The following is a 22,487-nucleotide window of genomic DNA, read 5'->3' as shown; positions in this document are numbered from 1 at the left end:
CAGGCAACCCGGCCTCAGCTTGTTTGAGGATGGCGATGATCTGGGTATCGCTAAAGCGTGATGTTTTCATGTAGAACCTCCAACGTTCAAGGTACGGGAAAATTCTACTTATGAGCACCCCGGTTTTTCGGGGGGATTACCATGCGTTGAAATATAGAACCCCCGATGCGGTACATAGGGGGTTCTGAGTAGAGAAATGCTAGTTGAAAATGTGTAAACCTATTTCAGGACTAGACATCAGAGGCGGTTCAATTAACAATCGATGCGCGAAGCTGAACCAGCTCTTGATGAACCGACACGTGGTGATTTATTGAGCTAACATGGATGGGTATCATGCGTCCGTCCCTGTTCAAAAGAGAAGCGCCACCATGCAAATCACCTCCCGGCCCATGCCGCTGCCTGATTACGGCAAATATCCCTCCTCTCCGGCTGTCACACCCGAGCAGGTCAGTCAGGCCCGTAACGAAGCACTGATCAAGAAGGATGAATTGCAGGCACAGAGCGAAGAGAAAGCAACGGCTCGCAGAACCCTGGCTGTCTCTTACACGGCTAACCAGCAAGATAAAGCCGTGGTGGAGCGCTACCTGGAGGCCAGCGGTCAGGAGAGCGACAGCAAGTCGGGCCCGAGCACGGCTGAACTCTATCAGGCGGCCAATCGCTACCAGCGCCAGCAGAATCTGAGCGACTACATGCAATTCCAGCAGAGCCCGCTCGCCCAGCAGATGGGTGACATGGTGGGCGAAGATAATCGCAAGGGCACCCAGCTCGACATCATTGCCTGAGCCTATTTGCTCGAATAAGCCCGGCAGGGACTGATATAAACTGAAAAAGCCCTCGATGAGGGCTTTTTCGTTATAGCTTGTCGCTGCAACTTCTCGCTAGAAATGGGACTCTTCTGCCTGCCCGTCCGGCAGCTCGTCGGGAAGTTCATCAAACAGGGGGTGATAGAGCACCTCACCCTGCACACCCGCAAAACCGCGCTCCTGCAGCTCCATCGCCATAAAGCAGTCGGCAGGCACCTCATAGATGCAGTGCAGGCCAAACTCGCTAGCCGGGCGGAAACCGAAACGGCTGTAATAGGCCGGATCCCCGAGTACTACCACCCCTTTCCAGTCCATCTCAAGCGCCGTATCAAGCCCTTCACGGATGAGATCAGAGCCAATCCCCTGACCTTGCCAGTCGGGATGAACCGCGACCGGCGCCAGACCGAGCCAGGGCCCTTCCATGCCGTTAATGGTGATCGGGCTTAGCATCAGGTGCCCCATGAACTCGTACTCTTCCTCTTCGACCATGGTCACTACGGCAGCACCACATTCGCGCAGGCGGTTGACCAGTTCGGCCTCATCGGAACGACCGAAGGCGGCACTCAGCAGCTCATAGACCGGCAGCATGTCACCGGGGCGCTCGGTTCTCAACATCAGGTATTACTCCTCGTACAGCAGAGCGGGCATTATTCCACACAACGGCTGGTCATTCTGAATACCTTTGTCCAAAAATGGGAGGGTGCACTCAGGAAAACGAGCGGCAAACTGCTGCTGCAAGGCGGTTAGCGTAGCCGGGGTGACCCTGTTCATCGCCTCGCGGTAGGCCAGCCAGAGGGCGGGAGCCTCCCGCGCCAACCGCTCAAAGGTCAGTTCGGGCGTTTGATGCCAACAGCCATCCAGCTCATCGACCAGCTCCGGCAGCTCCACCAGCAGCCGTAACTGCTGATAGCGTATCTGCGGCGAGTCACCGTTGCCGCCCAGCGCCTGCGCCATCAATTGGTTGAACCAGTGGAACCGTGATGCGCGCTCCTCGCGGCTGAGCAGGTCGGGCCCTTGACGCTGCAGCGCGGCCAGTTGTAGCAGCCACGCCAGCCCCTGTTCATCCCTGTCTTTCAGCAAGACGCCGCCAAGATGGGACAACTGCTCCGGTTCGGCCTGCTCCAGCAGATCGACGGGGTAACAGTGCAGCGCCAGCAACCTCTCAAGATGCGGCGGGCAGCGCATAGAGCAGGACTCTTCCCCCGCGCCCCTCTCATCCACAAAGAGCGAGATGGCGAGCTTGCCGTTGGCTCTCTGCCGATTGGTCGTGGCGGGCTCCCACAGGATCACCACGGCGATCCGCTCATCAGCAAGCCAGCAGGCAATCTCCTCGGCCAAGGAATTGGGTAAGGAGGGTGCGCGATCCAGTCGCCAGTAACTCACCTCGCACGGCTGGCGACCGCTGATATGGCGCCGCCCGCGATAGTGCATCCCCACTTTTGCCATCACCCGGCCGGAGGCTAAATTGTCTGGCATATGGCGAGCCGTCAGCGCTGGCAATTGCAGTTGGTCAAGGGCGAACGCTTTGACCAAGCTTGCTGCCCGGGTCGCCAGACCGCGATTCTGCCAGGGGACGCCCACCCACCAGGCGAGCTCGCCATTCCAGTGCAGGGAGATCACCCCAAGCAACGCCACACCTTGCTCCTCTGGCAAGGTGATGGCCCAGCTCCAACCAAGGCCAAGCGCTGCCTTGCGCCAGCTTAGCGCCAGCCAGTCGCGGGCCCCCTCCGGCGGATAGGGGTGAGGAATATTGAGGGTGTAGCGGGCCAGCGCCTCGTCGCTGCAGTAGCGCACTATCTCGCGCTCATCGTCGGCCTGCAGTGGTCGCAATACGACACCTGATAGCGAATGCCCCTCAGCCAGGGTCGGCACCGTCACGCGGCGCGCCAGCAGGCGATTGAGCACGGCGCCCAAATCGGCCTCGGGGGTAAGCGGCAGATCGGCCCCCACAGGACCAAGGGTAAGCAGACCCTGCTCTCTGGCGAGGGTCAGTAGCGAGGTGGAGGCACTGATCAGAACCTGGCGGCTGGGATCAACATGAAAATCCGCCAGCAGATCCCCATCGAGCCAGGCAGCCAGCAGGGCTCCCGGGCAGAGCACCCCGTCTGGAGGGCTGCTCGCCCAGGGAACATCGGTTTGATCGAGGGCGGCCGCCGCCTCTTTGCCCAGCAGCAGCTGCCAGCGATGACCTTGCTGCTGCCAGTGCGGCAACAGCGCAGCCCACTGCGGTTGCCACAGACTGGCCTCGATCAGCAGTTCCATCAGCTGGCCTGACAGGCCGCTGGCAGCGTCAGATTGCGGGGATGGGCTTCGATACGGGCGATCCAGCTGCGGATAGCGGGCCACCCCTGCAGGGAGAAGATCCCCTCCTCTGCCACATGGGTGTAGGCATAAAGGGCGATATCGGCGATGGTAGGCGCATCACCGCACAGGTAGGGGCTCTGTTTCAGCTGCTGCTCCATTACCGCCAGCGCCTTCTCGCCACCGGCTTTCAGACCGTCGAGCCTCGCCTCCTGCGACTCGGGTCGGCCGAGATAGTGAACGATAAAGCGGGCCACCGCGATGTAGGGCTCATGGCTGTACTGCTCAAAGAACATCCATTTGAGCACCTCGGCCTGCTGGCGCGGATCGGTTGACCACAAGGTACTGCCTTGCCCCAGATAGAAGAGGATGGCGTTGGATTCCGCCAGCGTATCGCCCTGGCCAATCTCCAGCACCGGGATCTTGCCGTTGGGGTTCATGGCCAGAAATGCGGGGGTACGGGTATCCCCCGCCTGAATATCCACCTCTACCCACTCAAGGGGCAGCTCCAGCCAGCGGGCCAGCAGCCACACCTTGTAACAGTTGCCGGAACGCAGATCACCATACAGACGCATACACACTCCTTGTGAAAACAGATTTGAATAGCGCGCTCAGGGAGCCAGACGCTCGATATGCCAGCCATCCCCGTCGCGGGTGTAGTAGAAGCGGTCGTGCAGCCGGTGCTCGCCCCCCTGCCAGAACTCCACCGTCTCGATCACTACTCTGAATCCGCCCCAGAAGCTCGGCAGCGGCACTTCGCCATTGGCAAATTTCTGCTTGAGCTCGAGGAACTTGGCCTCCAGCACGCCGCGGGCCGAGATGCGGGTCGACTGCTTGGAGACCCAGGCAGCGATCTGGCTATCCTTGGGGCGGCTGTGGAAATACTTCATCACCTCGAAGGTGCTCATCTTCTCCACCCGGCCAGTCACATGAACCTGTCTGTCCAGCGTGTGCCAGGGGAAGAGCAGGCTGATACGTGGATTGCCTTCCAGCTGCTGCGCCTTACGGCTACCCATGTTGGTGTAAAAGACCATCCCCTGGGCGTCGTAGTGCTTGAGCAGCACGGTGCGCTGCCAGGGCTGACCATCGGCATCCACCGTCGCTACCACCATAGCGGTGGGATCGGTCAGTTTGGCCTCACAGGCCTGCGCCAACCACTTCTCGAACAGCACCAGCGGCTCGGCCGGCAGATCGGCCCGGTGCAACCCGCCACGGGAGTATTCACGGCGCAGATCAGCAACATCCATCATCTTGATTTTCCTTCAAATAAATAATGGTTCCACGACCATCAAGAGAGTGACGCAGGCATTGTGCGCTCGATAAAGCGACCTTGTAAACCATACAAAAAAAGCGAAGAGGCTAACGCATCTTCGCTTGGTTTATCAATTTACCAAAGATGGGTAATCTCACCCTTGGGTTATCTGGTTTAGTAGCTCATGGTCTCACGACGACGCAGCAGCGCAGCGATACCAAGGCCCAGCAGCGCGAACAGACTGGTCGAACCGCCGCCACCGCCGCCATTGCTTTCAGGCTGGGGAGCCGGTGTATCACTGCTCTTGGTCGCCAGCTTTGGCGTAATGGCATAGAAGATATTGTCGCTACAGGCCAGCTTGAGGCGAACAGTGCTGCCAGCATTGGCCGGAATGGTCACCTCATGGGCACCATTGTTACTCACGCCATTGTCATCGACCAAGGTCTGCCAATTCTTGCCTTCATCGTTGCTATAACTGATATCGACCCGCTGACAATTGACAGGATGACGGTCAGTGCCAGCCACTTGCCAGCTCACTGTGGTCGGGCTGCCAACCAGAATACGCTGGTCAGGGGCTGGTAATATCTTGAAGGTTTGTGAACCTGTATCGACCACCTCGACCGAGGTCTCACCATAGGCACCACCGCCTTTGCCATCACGGGCGACCAGACGGAAGTTAAGGGTGCGCGGCACATTAACCCAGACATCACCTTTCTCAGCTTCCCCTTTTAACTGGGTAGCCAGCGAAGGAAAGTGGCGAACCGGGGATGTTGTCGGCGCGGAGTAACGATAAAGGGGACCGGTAGCAAGGAACCCGGAGCTCAATTGATGGCCACTCGTCGTTGCATCATCACTCAGGTCAACCTGCTCCCAAGTGTAAACAAGTGCATCACCATCAGGGTCACTGCCCTTACCACTCAGGCTAAATGCCACACCTTTAGGGATCACATGCACTGGCGGCACTTCGGTAATTTCCGGCTCCAAATTGTCCCCATTCTGTCTCGGAATAGAGGCGCCACAACGCGATGCGATAGTCGGTGCAAGAATCGCTGCGTCCTTGATTTCGATCTCCCCTTTCTGCGCTTTGGCTTCTCTCGCGATGATATGCTGCAGCATCTGCTCAATCGACTTGCTATGAAAATAAGCCTCGCTGTTGAGATGTACGTTTTGCTCCCCCATCAAACCCGCATAACCCATTATTGAACTACCACTGCCTGGCTCCCATGCCATAGAGGGCTCTCTTTGTGTCCCATTTGCATTGTAGGTATGATTGGCGCCAAATTGATGGCCAATTTCATGCGCAACGAAGTCAATAAAGAATGCATCACCAACAGGATTTATATTTCCTGTAACAGCTTGAGACCTAGATGAATAAAGATATCCTATGTCATCACATAATGACCCAACTCTCGCCGAACCTGCATCTTTACCCGCGGTCAATACATGGCCAAGGTCGAAATAACCAATCTCTCTACTAATCAGTTTCTCTCTCTGAACTCTAGCATTTATAAGAGTATCTCTTGTTTCACCTGGATATCTGCCATTCACAAAAGGATCGTCAGCAAGATTTTCGAATATAATATTGTGATTTCCCTCTGCCAATACGAAACGAACACCCAAGTCCCTTTCATACACCTCATTTAAACGGTTAACCAATACAGCCAGTGAATCCAAGGCTTGCGCCTTGCCGCCAAAGAACTTGGTATATGCACCAGTGGTAGAGAATGCAATGCTGTACTGGGTAAGCGCTGCCTTGCTATAACTAGCCTCGTTACGAGCCGCTTCAGTATTATTTTCTAGATTTTTTTTCAGCTCGGACTTGTCAATGATCTCATTGATATTCTTGCCACTCATTGAATGCGCATCTTTTTTGTAATAGACAGCGTAGGTACCGTTGCGCTGAATATCGACAAACACCTGCTCTCCAGCATGCATAAACATGCCGTTAAAACCGCGTGGAGAAATATTAAAGCGACCAGTATTGCTGGCGGTACCCACTTCATGTCCTTTATAGGTCATGATATCTGGGTATTTTGCTGCCAGCGCAGGCGGTAATACGGAATAGGCTTCCAATTCATATTGCACCATCTTGCCATCAGGCAATGGTAGCGCAATCACGGTTTGACCCAAGCGCAGATTTTCTAAAAAACCCGGTTCTACCTCAAAGATATTGTATGCGCGAGCCCTTACAGGTTCATCGGCCTGCTTGCTGCGTTTTTCGATCATATGCCATGGGGATGCCAGCGCGATATTGGTTGACATTGCGATGACAACTGAGATTGCATTTATTGTGAACTTCATCATTATTAATCACCTGACTGAACAGCCGGCGAGAATAACGTGACGCAAATCACAATTCAACTTTTCAAATAAAAATTAAATGAATTTTATTTCATTTAAAATCATGAAGTTAGTGAGTTATAGTTTATAAACAGCTCATTTTGTTAGCATTTTCAGCAGTTCTTTTTAATAGAGTTAAAACTCCAAAAAAAGTATATGGGGGCTCATATGTGAGTCATCGAATCATTCCCATGAGACTATCACTATGTTTGGAATATTAGAGTTATAACTCCAATCATGCCGATTTACACGCCGTTGTTGAGCAGCCACTACGGCCTTGAAATCGCCTCCGGCATGCACCTTTCCAGCATCTGTCGGTTATATCGGGTGGCATAGTCAATCCGCTGCTCAAACTCCGACTCCTTGCCCATCTCAATTACATCACCGAACCCTTTCAGATAACGGACTCCGCACCGGGTTCTCGCTTCTGCTTGCAATGACTCCACAACCCCCGGAGCCATACCGCCGCGCACGATGAGCCGATAATCCTGAGCTGCAAGACTTTCATCTATTGCCTCGGTCAGTGATGCGGCCACAACAGGCGCCACGCAGATATGCAGAAACAGCAAACTGACGGCTAACCGTAATACCTGCGCCATCCGGCTGCCCCTCCCATCAGGAGGATCACGATAAGATTCACTGCACCACCGCCGCCACCCGCATTGTTGTCGGTAATGACAGTTGCACTTTCCGTAGTGGCAGACGCATTACCTCTTATCCCATTGATAGAGAAAAAATATTATTGCTGCATGCCAGCTTCAGCCTGGCCGTGCTGGTCAACGGTGCAGGCAACACCACACTGGCCGAACCGTTATTGGCAAGCCCGCTTGCCAGCGTAGTCCAGGTAGAGCCGCCATTCTGTGTCAGTGCCAAATCCACGCTGGGACAATTGATAGGAGGCTGATCGGTCCCAGCAACATTCCATGTCACTAGCTGAGTGCTACCCGCCACCATGGCGCCGATCTGCGGAGCTGTGATGGCAAATGCAGCGCCGGTATTGATCACCTGAACCACCATTTCATCACTGCTCACCGCCCCCTGACCATCACGTACGGTAAGGCGGAACTGGAGATTGCGATTGGTCGCAGGCCACGCTTCTCCTTTGGCCAAGACACCCGATATCAGAGAGCTCATGGCGGGCAATGTTCTGCGGGGATCCGATGTTGGTGAAACAAAGCGAAACAGCGGGCGGGTTCCATCATCCACCATGGTTGCCACGCTGTAGGATGCATTGCCAAGATCAACCTGCTCCCAGGTGTAACTGAGGGGATGACCATCCAGATCCAGCGCACTACCGACAAGAGTGAAAGGCGTATTGGCGGGGATCACCCTATCGCCCCCCGCATCCACAACCGGTGCGTTATTGGCAAGCGCAAGGTCGGTGCCGCAGGAGGGCAGAGAGGCCATCAGAGCCCGCATCTGCTCGATCGACTTGCTGTGAAAAAAAGGTGTGCTGTTAACCTGCAGATTCTCCTCACCACAGATCCCGGCATAGGCCATGATGGTCGAGCCACTGCTCGGTTCCCAGGCTGAGCTAGCCTTGCGACCTGTTGCACAACTGTCGGCCATGCCATTGAAGGAGTGCTCGCCCCCCAGCTGGTGCCTCAATTCGTGAGCCACATAATCAATAAAGAACGCATCACCGATAGGCTGTGAGCCTCCAGTCATGCCCCGTGAACGGCTGAAAGGGTTGCATAAAGATCTCAGGGTCGCCACCCCGCCGCCTGATGTAGCCAGCAGATGGCCCAGATCAAAAGAAGGATTGAGCAACCCCCCCTGTTGGGTCTGGTTGATTGCGATATCCTGGGTCGAGTTGGTGAAAGGATCCGTCGCAGGATCGGTGAAAATCACATTATCCGTATCAGCTGCAAGCTGAAACTCGGCCCCCACATCACGGCGATAGACTTCATTGACCCGATTAAGCAGTGTTGCAATGGCCGAGAGTGCTGCAACCTTGGTACCACCGTGATACTGGGTATATTCCCCGGTTGCCGAGATGGCGATGCTGTAGCGCTTGCGCAAATTGCCATCGACCAGCACAGCTCGCTCACGCTCGATACCATGAGGATCAATCACCTGATCCACATCCTGTCGCCGCCAGGCATCTTGCTGTTCATAAACGGCATAAGAGAAACCGTCCTGAAGCGGATCGACATAAAAGGTACGCCCCTGATGGGTAAACATACCGTGAAAACCATGTATGGTGACATCAAATCGGCCTGTATCCGCCGCCCGATCGATAGCCTTCCCACTGTAAGTATTGATAGAAGGGTAGCGCTGGGCCAAAGGCTCCGGGAGCAAGGCATTGGGATGAACATCAAACTGCACCGTAGTGCCATCCGGCAATGGCAAGGTCAATACACTGGCGAGATGCCCGGGTTCAAAAGGCTTGTCAGGAACCACCACTCTGACCTTTTCAGCTCGCACATCATAGATCCCTCCCCTTTCCAAGTTTTCATCCATGAAGGTCCACTGGGGTTCTGCTGCAACCTGAACAGACAAACTGGTGATAATCACCGCAATGCCGTGCTTCATAGAGCCTCCATGCCCTACCTTGGTGACAACAAGTATGGCGCAGCCTCAATTGACAATCTGCGTGACAGACAGAAAAGAAAATTCGCACAAAACTTCTGTCACGCTGAAAAATCGTGCTACACCCGCGCTCCCCATCTCAAGCAATACAGGCTGGCCCCATTCAACAACGGAAAAAGTGAAGGCGCCATTGGCGCCTTCACGGATAGATAGGGGGATGAATATCCCCTCCATTTGGATTGGTTCGTTGGTGTATTACTGCTTGCCAGCGCCCGATGCTATTGGGCAATGAATCACCATACGCTGGTTATACTCGCTGGCGTAAGCACTCAACTTGGCATGTATCTCTTGCTGACCGGGCCTTATCACATCGCCCAATCCATCCAGATAACGCTTGCCACAGCGCGCCTTGGCCTCTGCCTGCTGCTCGGCTGCAATACCGGGAGCAAACTCTCCCCGCCCGGCTATCACTATCAGGCGGTAATCCTGTCTGGCGAGGTTTGCACTCAGCCCCTGTTCCAGCGTGCTGGCATCGGCCTGACAACCGCCGAGCATGACAAGCAGCAACAGAGGGACTACCTTCATATGCGCCTCCGTTGCCAGCCGAGCAGCGCCAGAGCCAGCGTCCACAATCCGAGCGCCCCGCCACCACCGCCGCCACCTGAAGTCGAGCCACCTTGCACCAGAGGCAATTTGAGGGGACTGATGGCAAAGAAGATATTGTCGCTGCATGCCACTTTCAGCCTGACGCTGCTGGTGAGATCGGCAGGCAACGTTACCGTTGCTGCGCCGTTATTGGGTTGTCCGGCGGCGAGCATTGTCCAGCTTACGCCCTCATCCTGGGTCACCGAGATATCCACCTTGCTGCAACTGATCGGCGCCAGAGTTGTGCCCGCCACATCCCATGCCACTGCCTGACTGGCCCCCGGAGTGAGAGTCACCCCGTAAAACGGGTTGGTGATGCGAAATGCCGCACCGGTATTGATCACTTGCACTTTCATGTCATCACTGGCAACGCCACCCTGACCATCACGCACCGTCAGTCTGAAATTGAGATCTCGGTTGGTAGTCGGCCAGGCCTCTCCTTTGGCAAGCGTGCCGGAGAGCAGGGATGGCAAACTCGGCAGGATCCGCTCCGGCGATGCCGTGGGAGAGACAAAACGAAACAGCGGCCGGGAGCCATCGTCAATCATGGTGGCGGCACTGCTCGATTCAGTACCCAGATCGATCTGCTCCCAGTTGTAGAGCAGAGAATCACTATCCAGATCTCCACCAGCCCCTTTTAACATAAAGGCCGTATTGGCAGGGATCACATAGTCCCCCCCTGCAGCTGCCTGCGGGGCATTATTGCTCAACGCGAGTGTGGTTCCACAAGTCGATACGGTCGCCATGTGTGCACGCATCTGCTCGATGGACTTGCTATGAAAATAGGGGTCGCTGTGAGTCTGGATATTCTCATCACCACAAATACCGGCATAGGCCATGATGGAGCTGCCACTACCAGGCTCATAGGCTTGACTCGCAACCCGGGTACCAGCACCGCAACTCCCGGTAGTGCCGTTGAAGGTATGATCAGCACCAAACTGGTGGCCAATTTCATGAGCCACATAGTCAACGAAGAAGGCATCTCCAACCGGTGTGGGTGAACCCGACATCCCACCAGACTTCTGATTGGTGCAGAGCACTGCCAATCCGGCCAGACCGCCGCCATTGGTATTCAAGACATGGCCGATATCAAAATTACCGAGCTGCATATTGGTAAAGTAATAAGCCTGTACCCCGATATTGGTCTGCGCATCCGAATTATCATTGGCAAACAAGTCGCTGGCAGGATCAGTAAAGATCAGGTTGTCATTGCCACTGGCCAGCACGAATTCGGCACCCACATCCCGTTGATAGACCTGATTGACGCGGTTGAGCAAGGTCGCAATCGCCGCCATGGTAAGCGCTCTGGAACCACCGTGGTATTGGGTAAACTCTCCTGTCGCCGAAATGGCAATGACGTAGCGCTTGCGAACATTGCCATCCACTTGCACCTTGCGCACCAGTTTGCTGAGCTTGGGCCCTATCACCTCATCTGCAGCCTCTTCCAATCGACTATGGGCATCCTGCTGGTAATAGACGGCGTAGCCTTCGGCATTGCGCAGCGGATCGACAAACACCATCCTGCCCTGATGGCTGAACATGGCGTGGAAACCTTGCGGCCCCAGATCGAAGCGCCCCGTCTCTATCGGATGCGCCGGGTTGTGACCCTTGAAGGTGCGGATCTGCGGATACTTGGCGGCGAGATCTGCAGGCAGCAAGTCGTAGGCTTCCAGAGCAAAGGTGACCTCCCCCCCATCGGGCAGCGGCAGGGTCAGCTCACTCGCCCCGGCTTGCAGCCCGGCAAAATAGTCGAGCGGCACCTTGGCCACCCGAAACTGATTAGCCCGCACCTCATAACCTTGCTCCGCAGTCGCTCTGGCGGCTACCGTACTCCACTCGCTGGCCATCAGGCTGGTTGACCCCAACAAACTGGCCACCAACAAGGCCAACGAACACTTACTGGTCACATGCATCTTTGTCATCCTTGTAGTCATGCACTTTTTTGAACCATTACCGGCATCATTATCCCGCCGAATCAAAAAGCCCGGCGCCACTGTTTCAGCCACTCACCCATGGGGAGTGTTGCGCCAACCCCGTCTAACCCCTATCATTGCGCGGATTTGTCAATTTTAGAACTGCTCCTCTTCACAAAGGTGCGGTTCATCTTTATCTGGCCAAGGTTAATCTCATGCTCAAATCCCCACTGTTGCCCCGTTTCGGGGATCTGGTCGTTGCCATTGTTGACGATGTGCTCGGTCAGGGTCTTACCCTCGACCGCGCTTATGCCCGTCACTTCTCCGGCATCGAACTCAAACCGCAAGAACAGGCAAGGATTGCCCTGGTCACCGGCGACCTGCTGCGCCGTCTCAGCCTCTATTGTTTCCTCACCGGTATTCAGGTGCGTCAGGCCGAAAAGAATGTCTGGCCACTGCTGCACAGCTGGCACGCCTTCCACAAAATTGCCCAGCCCAACAACCCGACCCTGGATCGCTTCAATGAGGAAGCATTCCGCCGCCGTCTGACCGAGGCGAAGAAGAACCCGGTATTGATGGATGGTTGCCCGAGCTGGTTGGAGAAACTGGGTAGCGAGCAGCTGGGTGAAGCTTGGCCTGCCGAGCGTGCAGCGCTGGCCTGGATGCCCAAGCGCTACCTGCGGGTCAACACCCTCAAGTGCACCCGTGATGAACTGCAAGCCATTCTGGCCAAAGAGCAGGTCACCACAATTCCGGTTGAAGGTGTGGAGACTGCCCTGCAGGTCACCTCTGACGCAGCCCTGTTCCGTACCAAGGCCTTTGCCGATGGTTGCTTCGAACAGCAGGACGCAGGCTCCCAGCTGGTTGCTGCTGCGCTGGAAGTTGCCCCAGGCATGCGCGTTATCGACGCCTGCGCCGGTGCTGGTGGCAAGACCCTGCATATCGCCGCCATGATGCAGGGCAAAGGCCGTCTGCTGGCGATGGATGTGGAAGAGTGGAAGCTGGAAAACCTCAAGCAACGCGCTCGTCGCGCCGGTGCCCACAACGTGGAGACCCGGGTCATCACCAGCAGCAAGACCGTCAAGCGCCTCAAAGAGAGCGCCGACCGCGTACTGCTGGACGTGCCCTGCTCCGGTCTTGGCGTACTCAAGCGCAATCCGGATGCCAAGTGGCGTGATACCGCCGAGCGTCTGCCGGTGCTGGTCGCGTTGCAAGAAGAGATCCTGCAGCGTTACAGCCAGATGGTGAAAGTCGGCGGCCTGCTGGTCTATGCAACCTGCTCCATCCTGCCCGAGGAGAACCGCCAGCAGGTGGACAAGTTCCTCGCCGCCAACGAGAACTTCCGTCTGCGTGACGATCACACCGTGAGCCCGTCCGAGACCGGCTTCGACGGCTTCTACATGGCTCGTATCGAACGGATCGCCTGATCTGCCCGATGACCATATAGACAAAAGCGGCTGCCATTGGCAGCCGCTCTGTTTTGGCTTGCTGACACACTCCCGATGGGGTTACAGCGCAGCAATCGCCTCTATCTCGATCTTCACATCCTTCGGTAACCGAGCCACTTCCACGCAGGAGCGAGCCGGATACATGGCATCGTGCTCGGTGAAGAAGTCGTTGTAGACCCGGTTGACCGCAGCAAAGTCGTTCAGATCCGAAACAAACACCGTGGTCTTGAAGATGTTGCGCACCTCGCCGCCTGCCGCCTCGACAATCGCCTGTACGTTTTGCAGGGAGCGCAGGGTCTGCGCTTCGATCCCCTCCGCAACGTCGCCGCTCACCGGGTCCAGCGGGATCTGACCGGAGGTGTAGAGGATGTTGCCAATCCGGGTGGCCTGCACATAGGGGCCGATGGCGCCCGGCGCCGCCTTGGTAGTGATAACCTGTCGCATCTGTTACTTCCTCGTGCTGATAAACAAAAAGTAGGCCCGGAGCAAGCCTGCTCACCCCGGGCATGAGAGTTACATCATGTTGGTGAAAGTTCTGGAGATGACGTCCTGTTGCTGCTCGCGAGTCAGGGCGTTGAAGCGCACCGCATAGCCGGAGACCCGGATGGTCAGGCTGGGGTACTTGTCCGGATTGTCGATGGCATCCAGCAGCATCTCGCGGTTCATCACGTTGACGTTGAGGTGCTGACCCCCTTCCACATCCCGCTCGTGATGGAAGTAGCCATCCATCAGCCCCACCAGATTGTTCTCGCGATTGGCCGGTTCCTTGCCGAGCGCCCCTGGCACGATGGAGAAGGTGTAGGAGATCCCGTCCTTGGCGTATTTGAACGGCAGCTTGGCCACCGAGGCCAGCGAAGCGACCGCCCCCTTGCGATCCCGACCGTGCATCGGGTTGGCCCCTGGGGCAAACGAGGCACCGGCGCGGCGGCCATCCGGGGTGTTGCCGGTCTTCTGGCCATACACCACGTTGGAGGTGATGGTCAGGATCGACTGGGTCGGCACCGCATTGCGGTAGGTCGGCAGCGCCTGGATCTTCTTCATGAAGCGCTCGACCAGATCGCAGGCGATGGAGTCGGCCCGCTCGTCGTTGTTGCCGTACTGGGGATACTCCCCCTCAATCACGAAATCGACCGCCAGCCCGTCAGCATCGCGCACCGGCTTGACCTGAGCGTACTTGATGGCCGCCAGCGAATCGACCGCCACCGACAGACCGGCAATGCCGCAGGCCATGGTGCGATAGACGTCGCGATCGTGCAGCGCCATCAGCGAGGCCTCATAGCTGTACTTGTCGTGCATGTAGTGGATCAGGTTCAACGCGCTGATGTACTGCACCGCCAGCCAATCCATAAAGCTGTCGAGGCTGGCCATGACGGTCTCGTAATCCAGCACCTCGTCCATGATGGGCGCCACATTCGGGCCAACCTGGATCTTAAGCTTCTCGTCCACCCCGCCGTTGATGCAGTAGAGCAGGGTCTTGGCCAGATTGGCACGGGCCCCGAAGAACTGCATCTGCTTGCCGATCACCATAGGGCTCACGCAGCAGGCGATGGCGTAGTCATCGCTCTCGAAATCGTTGCGCATCAGGTCATCGTTTTCATACTGCAGGGATGACGTATCGATGGAGACACGGGCGGCATAGGTCTTGAAGGCCCGCGGCAATCCTTCCGCCCAGAGGATGGTGAGGTTGGGCTCGGGCGCTGGCCCCATGGTCTTGAGGGTGTGGAGGTAACGGAAGGAGTTCTTGGTCACCAGAGTACGACCATCCAGCCCCATGCCACCAATCACCTCGGTCGCCCAGATGGGATCGCCGGAGAAGAGGGAGTCAAACTCCGGGGTACGCAGGAAACGTACCATGCGGATCTTCATGATGAAGTGATCGACCAGCTCCTGGGCATCCTGTTCGCTGATAAGCCCCGCCTTAAGATCCCGCTCGATATAGATGTCGAGGAAGGTGGCAGTACGACCGAGGGACATGGCCCCGCCATTTTGCGACTTCACCGCCGCCAAATAGGCAAAGTAGAGCCACTGCACCGCCTGCTGGGCAGTGCGCGCCGGCCCGGAGATGTCAAAGCCGTAGCTGGCCGCCATCTGCTTGATCTGCACCAGTGCCCGCTTGTGCTCGGCCAGCTCCTCGCGCTGGCGGATCACCTGCTCCAGCTGCTCTCCCCGCTCGAGCGCCGGTTGCAGATCGGCAAACTGCAGCTCCCGCTCACGGATTAGATAATCTATGCCATAGAGCGCGACCCGACGATAATCTCCGATAATGCGACCACGGCCGTAACCATCCGGCAAACCGGTCAAAATTCCCGATTTTCTGCAGCGCAACATCTCGGGAGAGTAGACGTCGAACACCCCCTGATTATGGGTTTTGCGCAATTCGCTGAAGGTATATTCAAATTCGGGATCCATCGCCCGGCCATATGCTTCAAAAGAGCTGCGGATCATATTTACGCCGCCAAATGGGTGCAGTGCTCTTTTAAGGGGCTTGTCGGTTTGCAGGCCAACAATCTTTTCCAGCCCTTGCTCGATATAACCCGGCCCGTGGGCAGTAATGGTCGTGGCAATATTGGTATCAAAATCGACCGGTGCGTGGGTGGTGTTCTCGATACGGATCCCCTCCATCACCTTGTTCCACAAAGTGGTGGTCGCTTCTGTGGCATCTGCTAAAAACTGTTCGTCACCTTCATAGGGGGTGTAGTTCTGCTGGATAAAATCACGGACGTTGATCTCGTGCTTCCAGTTTTCACCGACAAAACCTTGCCATGCCTGACGGAATTTATCCTGATCCAATTGCATATCAACTTTCATCAAATAAACCTCATTCACTACTCATGACACTACAGTGGAAGATGTCAGACGCACTCGGCCTGACGAACCTGCTGCCCCAGACGAATGGCATCCAGCGCGATCATTTTCTCTTCATTGGTGGGAATAACCGCCGCCAGCACCATGGACTCTGCCGCCGAAATTACCCGGCAGCCCTCGCTATTGGGACGCTGGTTAAACGGCTCGCTGATCGCTACGCCAAATACCTGAAGTCGTTCGCATACCAGCTTTCTGATAAAGGCCGAGTTCTCGCCGATCCCGCCGGTGAAAATAACGGCATCCAGCCGGCGCAATGAGGTGGCATGGCCGCCGATATGGCGGGCAATACGGTGGACAAAAGCGTGAATGGCCAGTTTCGCGCCGGGATGTCCTTCGTGATAGGCAGCTTCCAATACCCGCATATCGGAGGAGAACCCCGAAATACCCAGCAGACCGGACTGCTTGTTCAATACCCGCTCGATATCCTCGATGGATTGCCCCGTCTTGCTAGCGATATAGGCCAGCGCGCCAAAATCGATATCGCCGCTTCGGCTGCCCATGATCAACCCTTCCAGCGGCGTCATCCCCATCGAGGTATCGACGCTCTTGCCATCCTGTACCGCGCAAATAGAGGCGCCATTGCCCAGATGGGCGATAACCAGACCGGCATGCTGCTCATCCAGCCCCATAAATACGCAGGCCTGCTCGGCCACATAGCGATGGGAGGTGCCATGGAAGCCATAGCGGCGCACGCCGTAATCCTGCAAATATTGGTAAGGCAGCCCATAGATATAGGCTTCCGGCTTCAGGGTCTGGTGAAAACCGGTATCAAATACCGCAATTTGGGGTTGTGTGGGAAATAGCTGACGAGCCGCCATCACACCACTCAAATTGGCGTGATTGTGCAGGGGAGCCAAGGGTGACACCTGCTTTATTTTGGCCAATACATGTTCATCAATGATCACGGCTTCGCTAAATTCACTACCACCATGAGCAATTCGATGACCCACCAGTGCAATGGCATCCAGCAGACCCCTTTTTTTCAATTCCGCCGCGATGGCAGCCAATGCACAGGTGTGGTTATTTTCAGCTAATGACATTGCGGGCTCTTTACCCACTTGCAATTGTGGATGGGCCGTCTCAATACCATCCGCCATACCGGATATCACCACCTCACAGGATTGACTCTCCAGTACCGAGAATTTGACCGACGAAGATCCGCAATTGATAACCAGAACCAACGAATCAAACTTCATTACATCGCCTCGATATTTATGATGTCGAGTCACTGCAGTCAGAACATATTTACCACTGAGTGTGGTGGCCAAATCACGGATAGCCTTGTCCTTGGCCCACATAATTGGGCCAACCAAGAACAGGTTATTGCACACTTCTGACTGCGCCATGCAGACCCCGCCAGGGGGCCTGAATGGCTGATGACTTGCAGAAAAGGTTTTCAGAACAGCTTGGAAACTATATTCAGGATGGTCAGCACACCGATGATGGTGACAAACAGGTTGCTGGCCTGACCTTTATATTTTGCCAGTGCCGGTGTCTTGCTCACCGCATACATCGGCAGCAGACAGAGCAGGGAAGCGATGATCGGCGCCCCCATGGCCTCAATCAGGTCGAGGATGTTGGGGTTCACATAAGCGACCAGCCAGGTCGACCCCATGATGAACAACATACTGACCATGTTGAGTTTTTTACTGGAAACCTTGCTCTTGTCGCCCTGGTAGCCAAAGCGGAGGATGAGGCCGTTCAACCCTTCCAGCGTCCCCAGATAGTGGCCAAAGAAGGATTTGAAGATGGCAACCAGCGCAATGATGGACGCCGCATACTCCAGGGTGGTGGCAAACGCAGACTTGCTGCCCGTCATTGAGGAGAAGTGGTTAGCCAGATAGGAGAGCACCGGAATATTCTGGGCTTTGGCTTCCGCCATGTTTTGCGGTGACAGGGTAAAGAGGCAGCTGAAGGCAAAGAACATCACCACGGCCACCATCAGCATGCTGGCACCGGAGATAATCTTCGAGCAGCGTTTCTCGGTAAAATCACGCCCGAACTCCTGCTCATACTCTTCCCGTTTGGAGACAATGAAAGAAGAGACTATCGGCGAGAAGTTGAAGGAGAAGACCATGATGGAGATCCCCAGCCAGACGGTAACCAGAATACCATCGTGACCAAACATCGATATCTCGCTCAGATTGACCTGATCAAAGACGGCACTGTTCCAGTACGGGACGAGGGAGAGAGAGATAACGATCAGACTGGCAATAAAGGGAAAGACCAGATAGCTCATCACCTTGACCATCAGATCTTTACCGAAGTAGATCACGAATGCCATCAACATCAACAATGCCAGTGCAACCACACCTCGATTAAGCGGAACCAACTGTAGTTGATGCTCCCAAAATGCCATAAAGGTATTGGTGATCGTCACACCATATATCCACAGCAGTGGGCAGATGGCAAAGAAATAGAGGAAGGTAATTACCACTCCACCCATCTTGCCAAAATGTTCTTCAACGGTCTCGGTAATATTTGCCGATGGATTACTGCCAGAAAGACATAATCTGGCCAACGCCCTGTGGCAATAAAATGCAATGGGGTAAGCCAGCACCAGCATGATTAATATTGGGATCAGGCCACCATATCCGGCCCGGATTGGAAAGAACAAGACCCCCGCCCCGATAGCAGTACCGAACAGACCTAATCCCCATGTGGTATCCGATTTACGCCATGCACGCGTATTCTCTTTACTGCCGGTTACAACACTGTCTAATATCATGACTGCATTCCTTACAGGCTAAATTGACGAATATTGTTCTGTTCGATAATTTCGGCGATCCGGGTCAGATCAATATTGCCACCCGAAATAATGCTGACGGTCTTTTTACCTTCGACATAATGTTTCAGCTTGCCACTGAGCAGCGCTGCCGAGGCCAGAGCTCCCGCCCCTTCGGTAATCACCTTGTTGCGCTGAATAAGGTCAACCATGCTATGACGAATATCATCCTCGGTGACCAGTACAATATCATCCACCAATTGTTTGACGATTTCGAAGGTCAGTGAACCGGGTCTTGCCACATCACAGCCATCGGCCAGCGTGCTGCTGGTTCTGTGATTGGTAATGGTGCCTGCGTAGTATGAAGCCGCCATGCCGTGGACATTCTCCGACTGCACGCCAATCACACGGATAGTCGGGTTGATGGATTTGATGGCCATGGCGACGCCAGCAATCAGACCACCACCGCCAATCGGCACTATGATGTTGTCCACATCATAGAGATCCTCGATGATTTCCAGACCAATGGTGCCCTGACCGGCAATCACTTTTGCATCGTCAAAGGGGGGGATAAATACGCGGCCTTCCATTTCCACGATTTCACTGACTTTGGCAATGGTGTCATTGAAACTATTGCCATGCAGAATAACTTCCGCCGAATAATCGCTGGTTGCAGCAATTTTTGATTTTGGTGCACAGCAAGGCATGACCACCTTGGCATCAATTCCCAGCATGGCACTGGACAAAGATACCCCCTGCGCGTGATTACCGGCAGAGCAGGCGACAACACCTTTTTGACGATCCTCCAGACTTAATGAACTGAGTTTGTTGAAGGCACCACGAATTTTAAAAGAGCCTGTACGTTGCATGTTTTCAAGCTTGAGGTAAACCTCGCCATGGCAACGTTCGCTGATGTAGTTAGAGGGTAATTGCGCGGTCTTGTATATATGGTTGGTCAGTCTTTTTTTGGCTTCGGTAATATCATGAAGACCAATGGGCAGATTGCTATACATCTTCATCGCAAATCTCTTTTTATTTATTAATTTGTAGGGTTTTATTTCACTGGACGAAGCGATACTAGGTTCTATCACTTGCAATTAATGTGAGCATAAACACAAAAAAATCTACAAAGAGACTGCGTTACGGTTAAATTATCAAAAAATGTGATAGCAGCAACACTTGAATCCAAATGGATTAAAAAAAGTAATCAGAGATTGGCGAATAATATAATTAACAACTCCAAAACAAAGCCGTAAAGATTAGATTTTTCAGGGCAATTACGTTGTTTTTTGCAACCGACAATCAGTTGCTTGCCTGCCAGAACCGGGACAATAAAAAGTGTAGTGGCCGCACCTGCCGGACAAAGTGGAAGCGCGCTTGCTGACCCGAAACATCAATGGCAAGGCGCGCCAAGTATTGACCTCAATGGTCGACCCGATGCGCTTCCCGGGGGCTGACATCGTCGAGCTATACAGCCACCGCTGGGAAATCGAGTTGGGCTATCGGGAGATGAAGCACAGCCTGCAACAACACCGGCTGACTCTGCGCAGCAAGAAGGCGGCGGGGATACGGCAAGAGCTGTGGGGCGTGCTGCTGGCGTATAACCTCTTGCGCGCAGCCAGATGGTAAAGATGGCGGCGAGTCTGAAGGGATACACGGCGAGCCAGCTGAGTTTTCACATGGCGTCGGTCTAGCTCATCCATGAACTGAGCTGCATGCCGTACCTGTCACCGGGGAGTATCCCGAAGCGGGTGGCGGAGCTGGATAAGCAGGCGGGGCAGTTTGTATTACCGGAGCGAAGGGAGCGGAGTTACCCCCGCAGTGTGAAGCCAAGGCCACAGAAGTACAGTGTGAAAAAAACCAATAAAAACAATGCCAGTCAGGCTTAACTGACTGGCATTAGTGCCAAAACGCCGGTTTTTCAAGGAGAGTACGACCCGATTACAGGGAGTCAGCATTCTCGGACAGGTACTTGGCAACGCCGTCCGGAGAGGCTTGCATACCTTTTTTGCCTTTTTCCCACTGAGCCGGGCACACTTCGCCGTGCTCTTCGTGGAATTGCAGGGCATCGACCATGCGCAGCATCTCGTCGATGTTGCGGCCCAGCGGCAGATCGTTGACAACCTGGTGACGAACGACACCGTTCTTGTCGATCAGGAAGGAGCCACGGAACGCCACACCGGCTTCCGGATGCTCAACGTCATAGGCTTTGCAGATTTCGTGCTTGACGTCAGCGATCAGCGGGTACTTGACCTGACCGATACCGCCATCTTCCACTTTGGTATTGCGCCATGCGTTGTGGGAGAACTGGGAATCGATGGAAACACCGATCACTTCCACGCCACGCTTCTGGAACTCTTCATAACGGTGATCGAAGGCAATCAGCTCGGACGGGCAGACGAAGGTGAAATCGAGCGGATAAAAGAAGACAACAGCAGCTTTGCCTTTGATGTGGGATGACAGGTTGAATGAATCAACGATCTCGCCATTACCCAGAACAGCTGCGGCGGTAAAATCGGGTGCGGGACGGCCTACCAATACCATATTCAATTCCTCTTTATGTGAAGTGAACAATCCGGTGAGGATTGGGCTACCTAGAGCCAAGTCCATCTAATTCAAGCGACAAACTATAGACCCGGTGGTAGATTAGTTAAATCAAATTAAATAGATAGCATCAATCGGGTTTTTCTATGCAACGTTGGCCCAGCCTCAAACAGCTGCAATATCTGGTCGCTCTCGATGAGCACAAGAACTTCAACCGCGCCGCCAAGGCCTGTCATGTCAGCCAGTCGACCCTGAGTACCGGGATCCAGACGCTGGAGGACATGATGAACCTGCAACTGGTGGAGCGGGACCACAAGAGCTTCATTATGACCCCGGTCGGCATGGAAATCGTCGAGCGCGCTCGCAATTTGCTCTCCGATGCGCGGGATCTGATGGAACTCGGGCAACATCAAGGGGGCGTGATGCAGGGGACAGTGCGTCTTGGCTGCATTCCCACCATCGCCCCCTTCCTGCTGAGCAAGCTGCTGAAAGAGTGCAGCAAAACCTATCCTGACCTCGAATTGTTGCTGCGTGAAGACACCACCAGCAATCTGCTCAAGCAGCTGGAGCAGGGTCAGCTCGACTTGCTGATCCTCGCCCTGCCCATCGAGATAGGTGGATTTCACTGCAAGACCGTCGGTCAGGATCCGTTCCACATGGTGATGCCCGCCAGCATGGCGGCCGGTCTGCATACCCCGTTCGACTACAAGGAGCTGCCCAACCAGAGCATCTTCCTGCTGGAGCGGGAGCACTGCCTCACCGAGCACGCAGTGAGCGCCTGCCGCCTGCGGGACAAGAGCAAGATCAACCCGTTTGCCGCCACCAGCCTGCACACCCTGGTGCAGATGGTGGAAGCGGGTCTTGGCACCACCTTCCTGCCACAGATGGCCATCGATGCCGGCATTCTTGCCAACTCCGATCTGGTGGCCATCCCGCTGCCGGGAGAGACCTCCTATCGCGAGATCGGTCTGGTCTGGCGCCCCAGCACCACCCGGGTGCAGACCTTCTACAAACTGGCCGAGCTGCTTAAACCGCTGATCAGCCACAACGAGTGACAACAAACGCCAGCCCTCGGGCTGGCGTTTTTCAGTTCCCCGCCACATTTTTCCTCTCAGAGAC

The 22,487-nt window shown here is 55.1% G+C and carries 17 protein-coding genes and 2 pseudogenes; 4 read left to right on the top strand and 15 right to left on the bottom strand.

Annotation, left to right across the window (positions count from 1 at the left end; translation table 11 throughout):
- The first annotated feature begins 368 nt into the window (after window positions 1-368).
- Window positions 369-782, top strand: a complete 414-nt coding sequence (locus AACT07_RS16975) for a hypothetical protein (protein WP_069529074.1) — start codon at window positions 369-371, stop codon at window positions 780-782.
- 96 nt (window positions 783-878) lie between these two features.
- On the opposite strand, the gene AACT07_RS16970 is transcribed toward AACT07_RS16975, so the two are convergent.
- The 9 genes and pseudogenes from AACT07_RS16970 to AACT07_RS16930 all read right to left on the bottom strand — a co-directional run bounded on the left by AACT07_RS16970 (window position 879) and on the right by AACT07_RS16930 (window position 11,786).
- A complete protein-coding gene (locus tag AACT07_RS16970) occupies window positions 879-1,418 on the bottom strand; it encodes a GNAT family N-acetyltransferase (protein ID WP_069529073.1) in 540 nt (179 codons plus the stop codon).
- A 6-nt stretch (window positions 1,419-1,424) separates the two neighbouring features.
- Window positions 1,425-3,065: a GNAT family N-acetyltransferase gene (locus tag AACT07_RS16965; protein ID WP_069529071.1), complete on the bottom strand. Its 1,641-nt coding sequence runs from the start codon at window positions 3,063-3,065 to the stop codon at window positions 1,425-1,427.
- Window positions 3,065-3,679, bottom strand: a complete 615-nt coding sequence (locus AACT07_RS16960; RefSeq protein ID WP_069529069.1) for a glutathione S-transferase family protein — start codon at window positions 3,677-3,679, stop codon at window positions 3,065-3,067. Before AACT07_RS16960 ends, AACT07_RS16965 begins: the two co-directional genes overlap by 1 nt.
- Before the next feature lie 36 nt (window positions 3,680-3,715).
- Window positions 3,716-4,354, bottom strand: coding sequence for a pyridoxamine 5'-phosphate oxidase (gene pdxH / locus AACT07_RS16955; RefSeq protein WP_069529067.1), 639 nt, complete (start codon window positions 4,352-4,354; stop codon window positions 3,716-3,718).
- A gap of 176 nt (window positions 4,355-4,530) precedes the next feature.
- Complete coding sequence (locus tag AACT07_RS16950; protein ID WP_083249999.1) at window positions 4,531-6,660, bottom strand: reprolysin-like metallopeptidase; 2,130 nt, start codon at window positions 6,658-6,660, stop codon at window positions 4,531-4,533.
- Window positions 6,661-6,965: 305 nt separating this feature from the next.
- The gene (locus tag AACT07_RS16945; protein WP_083249998.1) at window positions 6,966-7,295 is read right to left on the bottom strand and encodes a hypothetical protein; all 330 of its coding nucleotides are present in this window, start codon (window positions 7,293-7,295) and stop codon (window positions 6,966-6,968) included.
- A pseudogene (locus AACT07_RS16940) lies at window positions 7,274-9,231 on the bottom strand (reprolysin-like metallopeptidase). The gene AACT07_RS16945 and the pseudogene AACT07_RS16940 overlap by 22 nt, the downstream one beginning before the upstream one ends.
- A 252-nt stretch (window positions 9,232-9,483) precedes the next feature.
- Window positions 9,484-9,813 carry a hypothetical protein gene (locus AACT07_RS16935; protein ID WP_069529063.1) on the bottom strand — a complete coding sequence of 110 codons (330 nt, stop codon included), beginning with the start codon at window positions 9,811-9,813 and terminating at the stop codon, window positions 9,484-9,486.
- Window positions 9,810-11,786, bottom strand: coding sequence for a reprolysin-like metallopeptidase (locus tag AACT07_RS16930; RefSeq protein ID WP_069529062.1), 1,977 nt, complete (start codon window positions 11,784-11,786; stop codon window positions 9,810-9,812). The genes AACT07_RS16935 and AACT07_RS16930 overlap by 4 nt, the downstream gene beginning before the upstream one ends.
- A 215-nt stretch (window positions 11,787-12,001) precedes the next feature.
- On the opposite strand from AACT07_RS16930, the gene AACT07_RS16925 reads away from it, so the two are divergent.
- Window positions 12,002-13,213, top strand: coding sequence for an RsmB/NOP family class I SAM-dependent RNA methyltransferase (locus AACT07_RS16925; RefSeq protein WP_069529060.1), 1,212 nt, complete (start codon window positions 12,002-12,004; stop codon window positions 13,211-13,213).
- An 81-nt stretch (window positions 13,214-13,294) separates the two neighbouring features.
- On the opposite strand, the gene AACT07_RS16920 is transcribed toward AACT07_RS16925, so the two are convergent.
- The 5 genes from AACT07_RS16920 to tdcB form a co-directional block, all read right to left on the bottom strand.
- Window positions 13,295-13,678, bottom strand: coding sequence for a RidA family protein (locus AACT07_RS16920; protein ID WP_069529058.1), 384 nt, complete (start codon window positions 13,676-13,678; stop codon window positions 13,295-13,297).
- Between the two features lie 69 nt (window positions 13,679-13,747).
- Complete coding sequence (pflB, locus tag AACT07_RS16915) at window positions 13,748-16,042, bottom strand: formate C-acetyltransferase (RefSeq protein WP_069529056.1); 2,295 nt, start codon at window positions 16,040-16,042, stop codon at window positions 13,748-13,750.
- 44 nt (window positions 16,043-16,086) lie between these two features.
- Window positions 16,087-17,445, bottom strand: coding sequence for a propionate kinase (gene tdcD / locus AACT07_RS16910; RefSeq protein WP_290438964.1), 1,359 nt, complete (start codon window positions 17,443-17,445; stop codon window positions 16,087-16,089).
- A gap of 50 nt (window positions 17,446-17,495) precedes the next feature.
- On the bottom strand, window positions 17,496-18,827 hold the full coding sequence (gene tdcC, locus AACT07_RS16905) for a threonine/serine transporter TdcC (RefSeq protein WP_019444738.1): 1,332 nt from the start codon (window positions 18,825-18,827) through the stop codon (window positions 17,496-17,498).
- 11 nt (window positions 18,828-18,838) lie between these two features.
- Window positions 18,839-19,843, bottom strand: coding sequence for a bifunctional threonine ammonia-lyase/L-serine ammonia-lyase TdcB (tdcB, locus tag AACT07_RS16900; protein ID WP_069529052.1), 1,005 nt, complete (start codon window positions 19,841-19,843; stop codon window positions 18,839-18,841).
- 325 nt (window positions 19,844-20,168) lie between these two features.
- Between tdcB and AACT07_RS16895 the strand changes: the two are divergent.
- A pseudogene (locus AACT07_RS16895) lies at window positions 20,169-20,713 on the top strand (transposase); the annotation flags it as partial.
- Window positions 20,714-20,765: 52 nt separating this feature from the next.
- On the opposite strand, the gene AACT07_RS16890 reads toward AACT07_RS16895, so the two are convergent.
- Entirely contained in the window at window positions 20,766-21,368 is a 603-nt protein-coding gene (locus AACT07_RS16890) for a peroxiredoxin C (RefSeq protein WP_005337701.1), read from the bottom strand.
- Between the two features lie 146 nt (window positions 21,369-21,514).
- Here AACT07_RS16890 and AACT07_RS16885 point away from each other — a divergent pair, with 146 nt between their 5' ends.
- Entirely contained in the window at window positions 21,515-22,423 is a 909-nt protein-coding gene (locus tag AACT07_RS16885; protein ID WP_005337702.1) for a hydrogen peroxide-inducible genes activator, read from the top strand.
- The last annotated feature ends 64 nt before the right edge of the window (window positions 22,424-22,487 follow it).

The sequence above is a fragment of the Aeromonas sp. ANP5 genome (genome assembly GCF_963870295.1).
Taxonomy (GTDB): domain Bacteria; phylum Pseudomonadota; class Gammaproteobacteria; order Enterobacterales; family Aeromonadaceae; genus Aeromonas; species Aeromonas veronii.
The sequence above is the reverse complement of the archived record's forward strand: the minus strand, read 5'-3'. Positions and strand labels throughout refer to the sequence as shown.

What these genes read in the sequence shown, in the direction of transcription:
- AACT07_RS16975 (WP_069529074.1), top strand. Translation starts at nt 369, where the DNA reads ATGCAAATCACCTCCCGGCCCATGCCGCTGCCTGATTACGGCAAATAT.
- AACT07_RS16970 (WP_069529073.1), bottom strand. Translation starts at nt 1,418, where the DNA reads ATGTTGAGAACCGAGCGCCCCGGTGACATGCTGCCGGTCTATGAGCTG.
- AACT07_RS16965 (WP_069529071.1), bottom strand. Translation starts at nt 3,065, where the DNA reads ATGGAACTGCTGATCGAGGCCAGTCTGTGGCAACCGCAGTGGGCTGCG.
- AACT07_RS16960 (WP_069529069.1), bottom strand. Translation starts at nt 3,679, where the DNA reads ATGCGTCTGTATGGTGATCTGCGTTCCGGCAACTGTTACAAGGTGTGG.
- pdxH (WP_069529067.1), bottom strand. Translation starts at nt 4,354, where the DNA reads ATGATGGATGTTGCTGATCTGCGCCGTGAATACTCCCGTGGCGGGTTG.
- AACT07_RS16950 (WP_083249999.1), bottom strand. Translation starts at nt 6,660, where the DNA reads ATGATGAAGTTCACAATAAATGCAATCTCAGTTGTCATCGCAATGTCA.
- AACT07_RS16945 (WP_083249998.1), bottom strand. Translation starts at nt 7,295, where the DNA reads ATGGCGCAGGTATTACGGTTAGCCGTCAGTTTGCTGTTTCTGCATATC.
- AACT07_RS16935 (WP_069529063.1), bottom strand. Translation starts at nt 9,813, where the DNA reads ATGAAGGTAGTCCCTCTGTTGCTGCTTGTCATGCTCGGCGGTTGTCAG.
- AACT07_RS16930 (WP_069529062.1), bottom strand. Translation starts at nt 11,786, where the DNA reads ATGCATGTGACCAGTAAGTGTTCGTTGGCCTTGTTGGTGGCCAGTTTG.
- AACT07_RS16925 (WP_069529060.1), top strand. Translation starts at nt 12,002, where the DNA reads ATGCTCAAATCCCCACTGTTGCCCCGTTTCGGGGATCTGGTCGTTGCC.
- AACT07_RS16920 (WP_069529058.1), bottom strand. Translation starts at nt 13,678, where the DNA reads ATGCGACAGGTTATCACTACCAAGGCGGCGCCGGGCGCCATCGGCCCC.
- pflB (WP_069529056.1), bottom strand. Translation starts at nt 16,042, where the DNA reads ATGAAAGTTGATATGCAATTGGATCAGGATAAATTCCGTCAGGCATGG.
- tdcD (WP_290438964.1), bottom strand. Translation starts at nt 17,445, where the DNA reads ATGGCGCAGTCAGAAGTGTGCAATAACCTGTTCTTGGTTGGCCCAATT.
- tdcC (WP_019444738.1), bottom strand. Translation starts at nt 18,827, where the DNA reads ATGATATTAGACAGTGTTGTAACCGGCAGTAAAGAGAATACGCGTGCA.
- tdcB (WP_069529052.1), bottom strand. Translation starts at nt 19,843, where the DNA reads ATGAAGATGTATAGCAATCTGCCCATTGGTCTTCATGATATTACCGAA.
- AACT07_RS16890 (WP_005337701.1), bottom strand. Translation starts at nt 21,368, where the DNA reads ATGGTATTGGTAGGCCGTCCCGCACCCGATTTTACCGCCGCAGCTGTT.
- AACT07_RS16885 (WP_005337702.1), top strand. Translation starts at nt 21,515, where the DNA reads ATGCAACGTTGGCCCAGCCTCAAACAGCTGCAATATCTGGTCGCTCTC.